Here is a 15161-nt window from a genome sequence, read left to right as displayed (position 1 = left end):
CACAGGATGCTGACGTTTTTTATCCGCCGTCCGCGTTTCGCGATGGTGATTGCGCTGCTGATGGTCTTTGTGGGCGCCGTCGCGCTGAAGCTCATTCCGGTGGAGCAGTACCCGCAAATCACGCCGCCGGTGGTGAACGTCAGCGCCAGCTGGCCGGGTGCCAGCGCGCAGGATGTGGCCGAAGCCATCGCCGCGCCGCTGGAGACGCAGCTTAATGGCGTTGATCATATGCTCTATATGGAGTCGACCAGTTCCGATGACGGCGCTTACAGCCTTAGCCTGACCTTTGCCGCCGGAACTGACCCGGATATGGCGGCCATTGACGTCCAGAATCGCGTGGCGCAGGCGGTGGCGCAGCTGCCGACCGAGGCGCAGCAGAACGGCGTACAGGTGCGCAAACGCGCCAGCAATCTGTTGATGGGCGTCAGCCTTTATTCGCCTGACGGCACGATCTCGCCGCTACAAATCAGCAACTACGCCAGCACTCAGATTCGCGAAGCGCTGTCGCGCCTGCCGGGCGTCGGCCAGGTACAGATGTTTGGCGCACGCGATTACAGCATGCGCATCTGGCTGCGTCCGGACCGCATGAACGCGCTGAATATCACCAGTGAAGATATTGCCCAGGCGCTGAATGAACAGCACGTACAGGGTGCCGCCGGTCAGGTGGGGACGCCGCCGGTGTTTAACGGTCAGCAGCAAACCCTGACCATTAATGGGTTAGGGCGGTTGAGCGAGGCCGAGGAGTTCAGCCGTATTGTGGTGCGCAGCGGCGAACAAGGGCAGCTGGTACGCCTTGCCGATGTCGCCAATATTGAACTGGGCGCGCGCAGCTACAGCTCCAGCGCGCAGCTCAACGGCGTCGATTCGGCCTATATGGGGATTTACCCGACGCCTACCGCGAACGCCTTACAGGTCGCAAACGTTGTGCGCGCGGAACTGACGCGTCTGCAAGACCGATTCCCGGCGGATCTGGCCTGGGAGGTGAAGTTTGATACCACCCGCTTTGTTGCCGCCACGATCAAAGAGATTGGGACCTCGCTGGCGCTGACGCTGCTGGCGGTTGTGGCCGTGGTTTCTTTATTCCTGCAAAGCCTGCGAGCGACGCTTATTGTGGCGCTGGCGATTCCCGTTTCGCTGGTAGGGACGTTTGCGGTGCTTTACGTCCTGGGCTACAGCGCCAATACCCTGAGCCTGTTTGCCATCATTCTTGCGCTGACGATGGTGGTGGATGATGCCATTGTGGTGGTGGAAAGCGTAGAAGGACACATGGCCGAAGGGATGGGCCGACAGGAGGCCACCGCGCTGGCGCTGAAACAGATCGCCGGACCGGTGATCGCCACCACGCTGGTGCTGTTGGCGGTATTTGTACCGGTCGCGATGCTGCCAGGGATCGTCGGCGAGCTGTACCGTCAGTTTGCCGTCACGCTCTCTACCGCGGTCACGCTGTCGAGCATCGTGGCGCTGACGCTGACGCCGGCGCTGTGTGCGCTGCTGCTGCGACCGCGTCCGGCACAACCTGCCAGGCTGTTCCAGTTGTTTAACCTTGGGCTGAACACCACCCGCGACGGCTATGGTCGCCTGGTGGCGTGGATGAACCGCCGCCCGCTGGTGGCCGTTGGCGCAACCCTAAGCGCCGCGCTGTTGGTGGCATTGAGTTTCTCCATGATGCCGAAGGGATTCCTGCCGCAGGAAGATCAGGGCTACGTGTTCGCCAACGTCCAGCTGCCGGAATCGGCCTCTCTTGAGCGTACGGAAGCGGTGATGGCGAAAGCGCGCGACCTGCTGGGCGCACATCCGGCCGTTGAGGATGTGATTCAGGTGTCTGGCTTCAGTATTCTTAGCGGCACCAGCGCCTCTAACGGCGGGTTTATTTCGCTGATGCTGAAAGACTGGTCGCAGCGTGCGTCGCTGGAGACGGTCATGGCCGAACTGCAGCGTCAGCTACACGCGCTGCCGGAAGCCAATATCATGCTGTTCGCACCGCCGACGCTGCCGGGACTGGGCAGCGCCGCAGGCTTCGATTTGCGCATTCTGGCGCAGGCCGGGCAAACGCCTGCCGAGCTGGAGCAGGTGACGCGGCAGATTCTGCAGCAGGCGAATCAGCATCCTCAGCTGAGCCGGGTATTTACCACCTGGAGCAGCAACGTGCCGCAGCTGACGTTGAACGTGGATCGCGATCAGGCCGCGCGGCTGGATGTCCCGGTTTCGCGCATTTTTAACAGCCTGCAAACTGCCTTTGGCGGCACGCGTGCCGGTGATTTCAGCATTAACAACCGCGTGTATCACGTGGTGCTGCAAAATGAGATGCAGTGGCGCGAGCGCGCTGAGCAGATCGGCGAGCTGTTTGTCCGCAGCAATCACGGCGAGCGGGTGCGGCTGAGCAACCTGGTGACCATTACGCCGACCGTGGGGGCGCCGTTTATTCAGCAGTTTAACCAGTTCCCGTCGGTGTCGGTGAGCGGCTCCGCGGCGGAAGGGGTGAGCAGCCGTACGGCGATGAGCGAGATGGAAAAACTGCTTGCCGCGCACCTGCCCGCGGGCTACGACTACGCGTGGAGCGGGCTGTCGTGGCAGGAGCAGCAAACCGGCAACCAGGCTATCTGGATCGTGCTGGCGGCGGTGGCCATGGCGTGGCTGTTCCTCGTGGCGCAGTATGAAAGCTGGACGCTGCCGGCAAGCGTCATGCTGTCGGTGCTGTTCGCTATCGGCGGCGCGCTGCTGTGGCTGTGGGCGGCGGGCTATGCGAACGATGTTTATGTACAGATAGGTCTGGTGTTGTTAATCGCCCTCGCAGCGAAGAACGCTATCCTGATCGTGGAATTCGCCCGCGAGCGCCGCCAGTCGGGGTTGTCGATCGTGGAGGCCGCACGCGAGGGGGCAACCCGTCGTTTCCGCGCGGTTATGATGACGGCAGTGTCGTTTATTATCGGCATTATGCCGATGATGTTCTCGACCGGAGCCGGGGCGCAGAGCCGACGGATTATCGGCACCACGGTGTTCAGCGGCATGCTGGTGGCGACGGCGATCGGCATCCTGTTTATTCCGTCGCTGTACGTCTTGTTCCAGCGGCTGCGCGAGTGGGCGCACCGGCGGCTCGGTTAACCCATCTGCGCCAGCTGGGCACGCAGCACCTCGACCCCCGGCGCGATGGCGTCGGGGGTAATGGCGTGAAAGCCCATGCGGAAGAAATTATCCGGCGGGGTGGCATCCAGAAAATGACGTGCGCCGGGCTCTATCAACACGCCGGTGTGGGCGGCACGCCAGGTGAGCTGCTGGGTGCTGATGTGCGTCGGCGTGCGAAGCCAGAAGGCGTTGGCGTGTTCGCTGCCGGGCAGCGGCTGGCATTCTGGCATTTGCGTCATTAGCGCCTTGTGCAGCATGTCCCAGCGGCGCGCGGAGTCATCGCGATAGCGGCGCAGATGCGTTTCGTAGTGGCCCTGGGCAAGGAAATGCGCCATCTGATACTGAATGTTGCTTGGCGGATGGCGGTACACCAGACGGCGCAGCGCCCGGGCTTCATCAATCAAGTCCGGATCGGCGACCATAAACCCCAGACGCAGACCCGGCGACAGCGCCTTCGACAGGCTGCTGACGTACACCACCCGCCCGCTGCGATCGCTGGCCTTTAGCGCGGGCAGCGGGTTAGCCTGAAAGTTACTCTCCGAATCATAATCATCCTCAATAATCACCGCGTCGTGCTGGGCGGCGTGCGCCAGCAGCTGGCTGCGCCGCGCCTTACTCATGGTCACTCCGGTGGGGACCTGATGACCCGGCGTGACGTAGTAGTAATCGCAGGGCAGGTTATTTAACACGATGCCTTGTTCATCGACCGGGTGCGGGACAATCTGGCAGTCGCTGAGCATAAAGGTGTTAATCGCCTCGCGAAAACCGGGGTTCTCTACGCCAACCCGGGTCTGACGCGACAACAACAGGCGAGTGAGCAGGTACAGCGCATTCTGCGATCCGAGTGTAATCAGAATTTCGTCCGGCGCGGCAACGATACCGCGTTTGGGCAGTACGCGAGTGCGAATTTGCTCAATAAGCATCGGTACGTCCTGATCGATATGGTCTACCACCCAAGCCGGATCGCGCGTGCCGCCGTGCAGCCAGTTAGCGGCGGCCCGCCAGTTGGTCAGCGGGAAACAGCGGGTATCGGGTTGACCGTAAATAAACGGGTAGCGGTAGTGCATCCAGCCCGCGGGCTTCAGGATTGACTCCTGCTGACTGGGGGTGATGTTCAGCCGTTTGCCCCATGATGGTGCACGGCCGGCGTCGTCGGGTGCAGGCGCTGGCGTCGCCAGACGCGGCGCATGATAATCCGGATGCAGGTAATAACCGCTGCGCGGGCGGCTGACCAGATAACCTTCGTTGACCAGACTTTCAAACACCAGCGCAGTGGTATTGCGTGAAACCTGCAGCTGCTGGGCCAGCTGGCGGCACGACGGCAGCGGCGTGTCGGCGGCAAAAATCCCGCCGAGAATGGCGTTAACCAGCGATTCGCGGACCTGCTCTTGTAAACCGCGCTGCGCGTCGAAATCCACATGCAATAAGTGCCGAATCATTCGCTGCTCCCCTGATTATTCGCGTTATCAACGTGCAGCAATTTTTGTACCAGCCTGAAACCGTCTGCCACAAGCGCGTGCGAAAACTGGCTCTATTCAGAATGCAAAAAGTCTCCCTACAGTAAAAACGTCGCCAGTCAGCCTCCCCAATGCGTCTGTCGGCACATATCTTGCAAAGTCTCCAGCGCGTCTGGAATAAACGTATCGGACATATTTGAGTAGGGGTCAAACGATGAAAAAAACGCTCGGTTCATATTATCTTGCCGCCATCATGGCGATGACCTTTTCTTTGCAGGCGGTCGCTGCCGATTTACCGGAAATTGAAAAAAACGGCACCTTAAAAGTGGCGACGGAAGATGATTACGCGCCGTTTAACTTTATGAATAACGGCAACGCTGACGGTTTTAATAAAGACATGCTGGCGGCGCTGCGCGAGTACGCCAAATTTAATGTGACGCAAAGTATTCTGCCGTGGACGGGGTTATTAGCCGCGGTCTCAACCGGGCAATACGATATGGCACTGACCGGCGCGGTGGTGACCGATGAACGCCTGAATGTGTTTAATTTTACTCCGCCGTGGGCCTCGGCTCAGCATTATTTCGTTAAGCGTGCGGGCGATAATTCGCTGAATACCATTGCAGACCTCAGCGGTAAAAAAGTGGGCCTCCAGGCGGGCAGCGCGCTGCTGGCGCGCTTACCGGAGCTGAAGGCGATGATTGAGAAAACCGGCGGCAAGCTGGGGCCGGTGGTGGAATACCCGTCCTATCCTGAAGCCTACGCGGACCTGGCCAACAAGCGCCTCGACTACGTGATCAACGTGGTGATTTCCGTTAATGACCTGGTGAAAGCCAAGCCGAAGGTCTTCGCCAAAGGCCTGGCGGTATCCGGGCCGGGCTATATGGCCTGGCCTATTCCGAAGAACTCACCGGAGCTTCTGGCGTATATGACCAAATTTATCAATCACATGCGTGAAACCGGTAAGCTCGCCGAGCTGCAGAAAAAATGGTTTGGCGAAACCTACGATGACCTGCCAACGGAGCCTATCACCAGCGCCGCGCAGTTCCACAAGCTGGCTGGGCAGTAAGCAACGCGGCGGGAAACCGCCGCCCGTATGACCTCAGGAGGGCAACATGGACTCAATAGCATGGCAGTTACTGATTGAAGGCGCATGGACGACCCTCTGGATTTCGGCCATCGCCATCGCGTTTGGCGTGGTGATTGGGCTGATTATTGCCTTTGTGCGCATGATGAAGATTCCGGTGATAGATCAGCTTCTGGTTATCTATATCAGCCTGGCGCGGGCGACGCCGCTGGTGACGCTGGTGCTGTTCCTGTTTCTATCGCTGCCGACGGTGGGCATTAACCTTGATAAAACGGTTGCCGCCATTGTGGCATTGACGCTGAACACCTCGGCGTTTAATGCCGAAATCTGGCGTAATGCGTTTCGCACCTTTCCGCGCGAGCAGCGCGAAGCGGCAGAATCGGTGGGAATGCGCCGCTGGCCCTACTTTCGCTACATTATGCTGCCGCAGATGTGGCTGGAAAGCCTGCCCGCGCTGGTCAATGAAATGTCTTTTTTAATCAAAGGAAGCCCGGCGATTGCGGTAATTGGCGTGGTGGATCTGACCCGTGTGACCAACCGTATTGCCTCGGTGACCTATGAACCGCTTTCCCCCATTCTGGCGGCCGGGCTGCTGTATGTGGTGATAATCGGCCTGCTGCTCAAGCTCCAGAGCCTGGCGGAACGTAAAGCAAAACGACTGGCGCGCTAAGCCCGGGAGGACTGATGAATCAATGGGCAATTATCTGGGCCGAGCACGACAATTTTATTGCCGGGCTGCTGGCGACGCTTGAACTGTTTATTATTGCTGCTGTTGTTGGGTTATTTATCGGCACCCTGCTGTGCTATATCACTGAATATCAAAAACGGGTGTTAAATAACCTGATTATGGGGTTGGTAAACCTGATGCGGGCTATCCCTTTCCTGATTCTGGCGTACCTGTTGTATTACGGTTTGCCGGAATTAGGCATCAGTATGGAAGCCTGGACGGCAGGGCTGCTGGCATTAATTATTTATCATGGCGCTTATTTCTTTGAAATCCTTCGTAGCCAGCGACGCGTCTTTTCCAACGGCTATATCGAGGCCGCTGTGGTGCAGGGATTTTCTCGCTACACTATTTTTCGCCGTATTGTTCTGCCTAATATTTTTTCCTCCGCGCTGCCGCTTTTGGGCAATCAGCTGATTATTTGCCTGAAGGACACCGCGTTTCTCAGCATTATTACCGTACAAGAAATCACCGCCGCCGCCAACAGCGTGCAGGCCACCTACTTTATTCCGTTTAATGCCTTTATTGTCGCGATTGCGCTGTATTGGGCCATCAGCATTGTGCTGGAACTGCTGGTGAAACGGCTAACTGTTTATAGCGCGAAACGAGGAATGAGCCATGTCTGAGACTACAGCGGTAAGCGTAAAAAACGTCTCCAAACAGTTTGATAATGTTGAAGTGCTGCGCGATATCAACCTGACGGTAGAGAAGGGGACGGTGGTCAGTATCCTCGGCTCGTCCGGATCGGGAAAATCAACGCTGCTGCGTTGTATGAACTGGCTGGAGCAGCCGGATCGCGGGGAAATTCGTATCGGTGGTCAGCGCATTGGGGTCAATGAGCAGAACGGAAAAGCCATGTCGCACCGCGATCTGTCGAAAATTCGTGAGCGGGTCGGCATGGTTTTCCAGAGCTTCAATCTGTGGCCGCATTTGACCGTGCTGCAAAACGTGATGGAAGCGCTGCTGCACGTAAAGGGGATGCCGCGCGACGAGGCGCGCGCCGTTGCCGAGCAGCAGCTGAAAAAGGTGGGGATGGACCATAAGGCTGATGCCTATCCGATCACGCTCTCCGGCGGGCAAAAGCAGCGGGTGGCGATTGCGCGATCGCTGGCAATGTCGCCGGAGGTGCTGTTATTTGATGAACCGACGTCGGCGCTGGATCCGGAACGCGTTAACGAAGTGCTGAGCGTGATGAAGTCGCTGGCGGCAGAGGGGTACACCATGGTGGTGGTGACGCATGAGATGGAGTTTGCCCGTCAGGTTTCCAACGAAGTGGTGTTTCTTGAAAAAGGGATTTTGATAGAGAAAGCGCCGCCGGAGGTTTTCTTTACGGCGCCGAAGTCGGAGCGGGTGAGGCAGTTTTTGCAAAGTAGTCGTTAATACCAAGGGGGGATATATTTGGGATTATCACTCCGTTGCGCTCCCTTTCAATTCCAGTCATATAAATTGCGCGGGCGCGGGGATTGCGAAGGGGGGCGCGGCCGCCCCCCTTCGCCCGTTCACCGGTGAAGGAACTTCATATTCCACCCGACGTAAAGTGAACGGAACCCCTCACCTCACTGACAAATATCACGTTTTCCCTGTAATTTGTGCATAAAAGCCCCCCTGGAAAGGAGAGGTAGAAAACCACACTAATCCCGGTCAATGGCAAACGGCTGCCACGCCTGACGTACCGGCATTACCTCCACGCGGTTAATATTCATATGGTCCGGCAGCGTCGCAATGTAGAACATCTGCTCGGCAATATCCTGCGCCGACAGTGGCGTGGTGCCCCGGTACAGCGCATCGGACGCCGCCTGGTCGCCTTTGGTGCGCACCAGCGTGAACTCCGTCTCTGCAATGCCCGGCGCCAGATCGGTCACCCGCACGCCGGTACCTAACAGATCGCAGCGCAGGTTATAGCTGAACTGCTTAACGAACGCTTTACTCGCTCCGTAAACGTGGCTGCCCGGGTATGGCCACTGTCCGGCGATGGAACCAATGTTAATAATACTGGCCCCCGCGCCGTGACGAATCAGGGTCGGCAGCAGGGCGTGGGTGACGTTGACCAGCCCGGTGACGTTGGTATCAATCATCGTCTGCCAGTCGGTCAGTTCCACCTTCTGCGCCGGCTGCGGCGCCAGCGCCAGCCCGGCGTTATTGATAAGCGCGGTGATATCGGCAAACGGCGCGGGCAGGTCGGCAACGGCTGCGGCCACCGCGGCGCTGTCGCGCACGTCAAGTTCTATGATGTGGACCGGTGCCAGCGGCGCCAGCTCGGCCTGTAACGCCTGTAGACGCGCCAGCCGACGGCCGCTCAGTACCAGCGCCCAGCCGGCGCGCGCAAACACGTGCGCCGCCGCTTCCCCAAAGCCGGAGGTCGCTCCGGTAATAAACACCACGTTTTGTTTTTGCATTGTGCTCTCCAGTGCAGGTTGTTCCGAACACTATAAAAACCGTGGCGTCACCTGCCGAGGGACAGTCTGCGTAAGGCGTTGTGACACCGTTGTCACAGCCGTCGGTCTACACTGGCTCTATCACTTTTTTTTCCGCCGACGACATGATGAGCCATAGCCAACCGTATGTGAGGAACGACGATGACAGAGTTGAACAATCAGGCCATTCGCCAACTGGACAGAGAGTTTGTTTTTCATTCCTGGTCGATGCAGGGTAACCTCAGCCCGCTGGTGATTGCCGGGGCGAAAGGGTGTGAGCTGTGGGATTATGATGGCAAAACCTATCTGGACTTCAGCAGCCAACTGGTCAACGTGAACCTCGGCTACCAGCATCCCCGGGTGCTGGCGGCAATGAAAGCGCAGCTGGAATCTTTGGTGACCATCGCCCCCGCTACCGCCAACCTGGCGCGCGGTGAAGCGGCGAAGCGCATTATTGGCCTCGCGCCGGAAGGGTTTAGCAAGGTGTTCTTCACCAACGCCGGGGCCGATGCCAACGAGAACGCGATTCGCATGGCGCGCCTGTACACCGGGCGCGATAAAGTGCTGTCAGCGTATCGCTCGTATCACGGTAACACCGGTAGCGCGATTGCGGCGACCGGTGACTGGCGACGCGTACCGAACGAATATTCGCGCGGCCACGTCCACTTCTTTAACCCGTACCTGTATCGCAGCGAATTTAATGCGACCACCGAGCAAGAAGAATGCCGCCGTGCGCTGGCGCATTTACGCCGGATGATTGAATGTGAAGGTCCCTCGTCAATTGCGGCTATTTTGCTGGAGTCGATTCCGGGGACGGCCGGGATTCTGGTGCCACCGGAAGGATACATGAAAGGCGTGCGGGCGCTGGCGGATGAGTTCGGCATTATTCTGATTCTCGATGAAGTGATGGCCGGTTTCGGCCGCACCGGCAGCTGGTTCGCGTTTGAACAGGACGGGATCGTACCGGATCTGATCACTTTCGCCAAAGGTGTCAACGCCGGTTACGTACCGGCCGGCGGGGTGATCATTAGCGAGAAGATTGCCCGCTATTTTGACGATCATTTCTTTGCCGGCGGGCTGACCTACTCAGGGCATCCGCTGGCGATGGCGGCGATCGTCGCTACGCTGGATACCATGAAAGAAGAAGGCATCGTTGAAAACGCGGCGCTGATAGGTAACGGCGTGCTGCGTCAGGGGCTGGATGCGCTGGCGGAGGCTTCGCCGCTGGTGGGCCACGTTCGCGGCCGTGGCGTCTTCCAGGCGCTGGAGTTGGTGAGCGACCGTGAGAAGAAAACGCCGCTGGCAGCAGGGGATATGGCGGAGATTAAGGGCGCGTTAACCGAAGCGGGGCTGCTGAGTTTCGTGGTGGAAAACCGCATTCACGTGGTGCCGCCGTGTACTATTAGCGCCGAACAGGTGAAAAAAGGGTTGGGTATTCTGCACAACGTATTAGGCCATTTTGCCCATTTAGCCGTGTAGTGTTGTACCGGGGTTCCCGGCCTCGTCCGGGCAACGATCGGTTCCCTCTCCCCATCGGGGAGAGGGGCTGCGTTGAACCGGATGCTTAACTCGGGCTCCAGGTATACGGCGCAGCGATACCCAGCGGCAGGCCCAGACCCCACCACACCAGCAGCAGGATGCTCCATGCCACGAAGAAGGCGATGGAGTAAGGCATCATCATCGACACCAGCGTACCGACACCCGCGCCTTTCACGTAGCGCTGGCAGTAGATAACGATCAGCGGGAAGAAGACCATCAGCGGCGTAATGATGTTGGTGCAGGAGTCGCCGATACGGAATGCCGCCTGGGTCAGCTCCGGCGAAATGCCCACCGCCATCAGCATGGGGACCATAATCGGCGACAGCAGCGCCCATTTTGCCGAGGCGGAGCCAATCAGCAGGTTAACGACGGCGGTCAGCACAATCATGCCGATGATCGTTGCCTGGCCCGGCAGCTCCAGCGCTTTCAGGCCGTCCGCGCCCATCAGCGCGACCAGCGTACCGATGTTGGAATCGCTGAATGCTTTGATGAACATGGCGCAGAAGAAGGCCATCACCATGTATGAGCCCATTTTGCTCATCGAGTCATTCATCGCGCCAATCACGTCTTTGCCGGTTTTAAAGGTGCGGGAAGCAAAACCGTACACAATGCCCGGCAGAATGAAGATCAGGAAAATCAGCGGCACGATAGACTTCATGATTGGCGCGCTGTATGAGGTCAGCGAGCCGTCGCTGCCGCGCAGCATCGAACCTTCCGGCCAGGCCGCTGCCGCCAGCGCAACAAGACCCAGCAGCATCACCAGCGATGCGCGGTTGAAGGCGCGGCTTTCTTGCGGCGTGACGTTAGACATATCTTCGTCATGCTTAAAGTCGCCGTCGATGGTCATTTTGCTGACGCGCGGTTCCACGATGCGCTCGGTAACCCACCAGCCCACCAGGGTAATGACGATAGACGAGGCGATACCGAAGATCAGGTTACACAGGGTATTGACGGTGTAGCTGCTGTCGAGCAGCTGGGCTGCCGCCTGGGTGAAGCCTTGTAGCAATGCGTCATTGCCGGTTGGCACCATGTTGGCGGCAAAACCGCCGGAAACGCCGGAGAACGCGGCGGCAATCCCGACCAGCGGGTGACGGCCTGCGGACATAAAGATAATTGCGCCTAATGGAATAACCAGCACGTAGCCCGCATCGGCGGCAACGTGGCTGAACATCGCGACGAAAATCAGCATTGGCGTCAGCAGTTTCTTCGGCGTCACGCGCAGCATTTTTTTCAGCGCCACGTTGATAAAGCCGGAGCTTTCCGCCACGCCCACGCCCAGCATCGCGACCAGTACGATCCCTAGCGGCGCGAAGCCGGTGAAGGTCGTGACCATATTGGCCAGCGTATTGGTTAGCGCTTCGGCGGAGAGCAGGTTGTTAACCTTAACGGCTTCCTGGGTCATTGGGTTGATAACGTCAAACGTCATCATCGACAGCACGGCCGATAAGCCCATGACCGCCAGTAAAAAGTAGAAAAAGATCAGCGCCGGTTCCGGCAGACGGTTGCCCGCTTTTTCGATGGCGTTAAGAAAGCCTGTCATCAGCCGACTTTCACCCGCCTTATTCTGAGTCCGTGTTTGCGTATTCATTCGATTTCCTTATTCCGCACAATTGTTTCATTGTTTGTGTGAATGTTTCCAGGAAATGATAGGGGTAATTGCGCGAGGAAACTATGTTTTTATAGCGTGAAAAACTGACTTGTTACGCATTTATTGAATTTATATCTAATTATTGCGGATATATCTGGTTGTTCGTTCGTTATTTACGATTACTGGTCATATTTATTTCTGAGAGAAACACGTGATGATGTGCTGAGGGGAAACGGCGTACCAGCGCAGTGAGGCACTCTGCGCAAGGGCGGGAAGCGAGAGGGTGATAGTGCTGGCGCTCAGGCCTTTGACGACGGCATCGTGAAAATGCAGCAGCGTCGGGTGACGAGCCGAAAGCGCTTTGTAGAGGCTCTCTTTTGCCGAGAACGCCAGCGTCAGCGCCAGCGGGAAGGGGAGTTCGCCGCCGCGCAGCACGGCAAGTTCATCTTCACGGGCAATGTCGTTTGCCAGCGCATCGGCAAGAGCGGGTGAAAATAGGGTTTCAATATCAATGCCGACCGGCGCACGCGCGACGATCGCCACCGCCGTATGACCGCAGTGGCTGATGCTGCCATGCAGCCCAGCGGGCCACACCGGCTGGCGCTGATGACCTATGCTCGGCACCGATTTCTCTGCGAACGCGCGCAGCGCATGAACGGCGGCAATGCGTCCGGCAAGGTGTTCGGTCTGGCGTTTTTTACCGCTGTTGGCAAGCTGAGCGTGGTGCGGCAGCCACAGCAAATCGGCGGCAGTAAAGCTGTCGGGTTCAAAGTCGATACGGTGTATGGCGTGGAAAGTACTGTGGCGGGTAAGCATGAGGCTCCTGAAGACCCCTCTCCCGAGCGGGAGAGGGGTGAGACCGATTAGAAGCGGGTGTTAATGCCCATGAACCAGGTGCGGCCGGATTCGTTATAGGTTTCCGCACCGGCACCGTACATGTAGCCCGTGGTGCCGCCGGTGGTCTGGGCGTTACCGGCACGCCAGTGACGCTTGTCGAAGACGTTATCCACGCCGCCGGTCAGGCTGACGTTTTTATTCACATCCCAGGTCGCGCTCAGGCCAACGATGCTGTACGGGCTAACTTCATTGGTTTCGCTGCCGGTCACCGCCTGACCTTTGTAGTTATACTTCTTCGGCTGCTGCTTACCGTACCAGGTGAAGGTCGACTGGACGGAAAGATCCTGCTGAATTTGCCAGCTCAGCGTTGAGTTCAGCGTGTACTCCGGAATGATCGACAGGCGATCGCCGGTGGTTTTATTTTTACTTTGCAGCATATAGGTGATGTTGTTGGTCCAGTTCACCGTCTCGCTAACAGGAACGTTTAACGTACCTTCCAGACCCTCTACCACCGCTTTAGGCACGTTTTCCCATTTGTAGAGATCGGTGCCTTTCCCGTTGGTATAAACCGGAGAATAACCGGCTTCAATCTTGTTGCGGTAGTCGTTACGGAACCAGGTTGCACCGGCTAACCAACCGTTGCGTTTGAACTCCAGTCCGATCTCTTTGTTGATGCTGGTCTCGGCCTTCAGGTCGTCATTACCCTGCAGGTAACAGCCGGATTTACTGGCGTAGCAGCCCTGACCTTTACTGTACAGAATGTAGTTCGGGTTGGTCTGATACAGGCTTGGTGCTTTGTAGGCGCGGGCGATACCCATTTTCAGCGTGAAATCATCCCACAGGCCCTGAGACAGGTTTAATGATGGGCTCCAGTTGTCGCCAACGATGCTGTGATGGTCGAAACGCAGCGCCGGGGTCAGCATGGTGGTGTCGGTCAGCTCCATGTTGTTTTCGGCAAACAGGGAGAAAATTTCTGCCTGGGAGTACGGGCTGCGATCGGTGCTGCTGTAGCCCGGGATATCCCCGCCCAGGAAGGTCTGGGTGTTGGAGGCCTTATCCTTCATCCGCTGCTGGTTCCATTCGCTACCCAGCGTCAGGTTCTGATTTACCAGGAAATCAAACGGAATGTTGATTTCACTGTGCAGCATGACGTCCGACAGATCGATATCGGAGAACTGGTTACTGCTGAAGATCCCTTCCGTACCGCCGGCCAGGCCTTCGCCCTTACGGGAGTTACGGGTATGTTCGTACTGCGCCCAGTTGCTGGTGGTAATGCCGTTGTCCCAGCCGCCGTTCCAGGTAATCGCGTAGGTGTTACGGTACAGGCGGTTAGTCTCTTTACCGTAGTTCTCTTTCACCAGGTCGTTGGTGTTGGTGTTCTGGGTATCGCCCGCGTAGAGGTTGCCCTGACGGCTGTAGCCGGCTTCGAACTCCAGCGACTGCATCGGGGCAAAGTCCCAGCGCACAACGCCGTTAATATTTTTGTTTTCAACGCCTTCACGTCCGGCTGGCAGGGTATCCTGATAAATGCCGGTACGCTCGGACTGGTGGCCCTGGTTAATATCCCAGGCATCGGCCTGCGTTTTATCGAGGTTGCCGTACAGACGGAAGCTGAACGCGTCGCCCAGTGGGCCGGTCAGACTAAAGTCGGTGCGCTTGGTCGCGCCTTCGTCTTTGTGCTCCGGGGCGTTCATGTAGGCGTTCCACGTGCCGTGCCATTCATTTTCCGGTTTTTTGGTGATGATATTGACGACGCCGCCCGCCGCACCGTTACCGTAACGCGCGGCCGCAGGGCCACGAATCACATCGATACGTTCGATCATTTCCGGCGGCACCCAGCTGGTATCGCCACGGGTATCACGTTCGCCGCGCCAGCCCAGACGGACTGAGTTGCGGCTGGTGACCGGTTTGCCGTCAACCAGGATCAGGGTGTTTTCCGGGCCCATACCGCGAATGTCGATCTGACGGTTGTTGCCGCGCTGGCCGCTGGTGGAGTTACCGGTCAGGTTAACGCCCGGCATGGTACGGATGATTTCGGAGACGTCGCGTGCGGGTGGACGTTTGCGAATCTCATCGGCAGTGATGGTCGACACGCCCGGCGCCTGTAGATTCTGCTCGGCGGCGGTAACGACCATGGTTTCGCCGTCGGCGTCGGTTTTGCTGGTGCTGTCCGTCGAGGCAGCGAAGGCCGGAGCGGCCACACCGTAGATCCCCAAATTGACCAGGAAGGCCAGGGATTTGATTTTATTATTCATTTTTAATCCTGCTTTTCGTCGCCGATGTCTCGTACTGATCCATCCCAAAGGGGGAGACGCGGCATGGTTGTATGCGTAAAGCACGTGAAAGTTGCGCGCCAATACGCTATTGCAAATGCAAATAGTTATCAATAATATTA

The 15161-nt window shown here is 57.9% G+C and carries 11 protein-coding genes; 6 read left to right on the top strand and 5 right to left on the bottom strand.

Annotation, left to right across the window (positions count from 1 at the left end):
* The first annotated feature begins 6 nt into the window (after positions 1-6).
* On the top strand, positions 7-3102 hold the full coding sequence (locus tag H7R76_RS17405) for an efflux RND transporter permease subunit (RefSeq protein ID WP_182929350.1): 3096 nt from the start codon (positions 7-9) through the stop codon (positions 3100-3102).
* Here the strand turns inward: H7R76_RS17405 and pdxR are convergent.
* Complete coding sequence (gene pdxR, locus H7R76_RS17400; protein WP_106924744.1) at positions 3099-4562, bottom strand: MocR-like pyridoxine biosynthesis transcription factor PdxR; 1464 nt, start codon at positions 4560-4562, stop codon at positions 3099-3101. The two genes, H7R76_RS17405 and pdxR, sit on opposite strands and share 4 nt — an antisense overlap.
* A gap of 232 nt (positions 4563-4794) precedes the next feature.
* On the opposite strand from pdxR, the gene H7R76_RS17395 reads away from it, so the two are divergent.
* The 4 genes from H7R76_RS17395 to H7R76_RS17380 are packed head-to-tail and all read left to right on the top strand — an operon-like array spanning position 4795 to position 7768.
* Positions 4795-5646: a transporter substrate-binding domain-containing protein gene (locus tag H7R76_RS17395; RefSeq protein WP_106924743.1), complete on the top strand. Its 852-nt coding sequence runs from the start codon at positions 4795-4797 to the stop codon at positions 5644-5646.
* A 46-nt stretch (positions 5647-5692) separates the two neighbouring features.
* On the top strand, positions 5693-6334 hold the full coding sequence (locus H7R76_RS17390; RefSeq protein WP_106924742.1) for an amino acid ABC transporter permease: 642 nt from the start codon (positions 5693-5695) through the stop codon (positions 6332-6334).
* A gap of 14 nt (positions 6335-6348) precedes the next feature.
* On the top strand, positions 6349-7014 hold the full coding sequence (locus H7R76_RS17385) for an amino acid ABC transporter permease (RefSeq protein ID WP_106924741.1): 666 nt from the start codon (positions 6349-6351) through the stop codon (positions 7012-7014).
* Positions 7007-7768: an amino acid ABC transporter ATP-binding protein gene (locus H7R76_RS17380; protein ID WP_106924740.1), complete on the top strand. Its 762-nt coding sequence runs from the start codon at positions 7007-7009 to the stop codon at positions 7766-7768. The genes H7R76_RS17385 and H7R76_RS17380 overlap by 8 nt, the downstream gene beginning before the upstream one ends.
* Positions 7769-8019: 251 nt before the next feature.
* Here H7R76_RS17380 and H7R76_RS17375 read toward each other — a convergent pair whose 3' ends face one another.
* Positions 8020-8784, bottom strand: a complete 765-nt coding sequence (locus H7R76_RS17375) for an SDR family NAD(P)-dependent oxidoreductase (protein ID WP_182965937.1) — start codon at positions 8782-8784, stop codon at positions 8020-8022.
* Between the two features lie 180 nt (positions 8785-8964).
* On the opposite strand from H7R76_RS17375, the gene H7R76_RS17370 reads away from it, so the two are divergent.
* Positions 8965-10281 carry an aspartate aminotransferase family protein gene (locus tag H7R76_RS17370; RefSeq protein WP_106924738.1) on the top strand — a complete coding sequence of 439 codons (1317 nt, stop codon included), beginning with the start codon at positions 8965-8967 and terminating at the stop codon, positions 10279-10281.
* 85 nt (positions 10282-10366) lie between these two features.
* Here the strand turns inward: H7R76_RS17370 and H7R76_RS17365 are convergent, their stop codons facing one another.
* The 3 genes from H7R76_RS17365 to H7R76_RS17355 form a co-directional block, all read right to left on the bottom strand.
* Positions 10367-11929: an AbgT family transporter gene (locus H7R76_RS17365; RefSeq protein WP_106924737.1), complete on the bottom strand. Its 1563-nt coding sequence runs from the start codon at positions 11927-11929 to the stop codon at positions 10367-10369.
* 192 nt (positions 11930-12121) lie between these two features.
* A complete protein-coding gene (entD, locus tag H7R76_RS17360; protein ID WP_182965935.1) occupies positions 12122-12745 on the bottom strand; it encodes an enterobactin synthase subunit EntD in 624 nt (207 codons plus the stop codon).
* Between the two features lie 47 nt (positions 12746-12792).
* A complete protein-coding gene (locus H7R76_RS17355; RefSeq protein WP_182965933.1) occupies positions 12793-15021 on the bottom strand; it encodes a TonB-dependent siderophore receptor in 2229 nt (742 codons plus the stop codon).
* Between the last annotated feature and the right edge of the window lie 140 nt (positions 15022-15161).

The sequence above is a fragment of the Klebsiella sp. WP8-S18-ESBL-06 genome, assembly GCF_014169755.1.
GTDB classification, from domain to species: domain Bacteria; phylum Pseudomonadota; class Gammaproteobacteria; order Enterobacterales; family Enterobacteriaceae; genus Kluyvera; species Kluyvera ascorbata_B.
The sequence above is the reverse complement of the archived record's forward strand: the minus strand, read 5'-3'. Positions and strand labels throughout refer to the sequence as shown.

Excerpts from the sequence above, each read along its gene's own strand:
- H7R76_RS17395 (WP_106924743.1), top strand. The coding sequence starts at position 4,795 with ATGAAAAAAACGCTCGGTTCATATTATCTTGCCGCCATCATGGCGATG.
- H7R76_RS17375 (WP_182965937.1), bottom strand. The coding sequence starts at position 8,784 with ATGCAAAAACAAAACGTGGTGTTTATTACCGGAGCGACCTCCGGCTTT.
- H7R76_RS17365 (WP_106924737.1), bottom strand. The coding sequence starts at position 11,929 with ATGAATACGCAAACACGGACTCAGAATAAGGCGGGTGAAAGTCGGCTG.
- H7R76_RS17405 (WP_182929350.1), top strand. The coding sequence starts at position 7 with ATGCTGACGTTTTTTATCCGCCGTCCGCGTTTCGCGATGGTGATTGCG.
- entD (WP_182965935.1), bottom strand. The coding sequence starts at position 12,745 with ATGCTTACCCGCCACAGTACTTTCCACGCCATACACCGTATCGACTTT.
- H7R76_RS17385 (WP_106924741.1), top strand. The coding sequence starts at position 6,349 with ATGAATCAATGGGCAATTATCTGGGCCGAGCACGACAATTTTATTGCC.
- H7R76_RS17370 (WP_106924738.1), top strand. The coding sequence starts at position 8,965 with ATGACAGAGTTGAACAATCAGGCCATTCGCCAACTGGACAGAGAGTTT.
- H7R76_RS17390 (WP_106924742.1), top strand. The coding sequence starts at position 5,693 with ATGGACTCAATAGCATGGCAGTTACTGATTGAAGGCGCATGGACGACC.
- H7R76_RS17355 (WP_182965933.1), bottom strand. The coding sequence starts at position 15,021 with ATGAATAATAAAATCAAATCCCTGGCCTTCCTGGTCAATTTGGGGATC.
- pdxR (WP_106924744.1), bottom strand. The coding sequence starts at position 4,562 with ATGATTCGGCACTTATTGCATGTGGATTTCGACGCGCAGCGCGGTTTA.
- H7R76_RS17380 (WP_106924740.1), top strand. The coding sequence starts at position 7,007 with ATGTCTGAGACTACAGCGGTAAGCGTAAAAAACGTCTCCAAACAGTTT.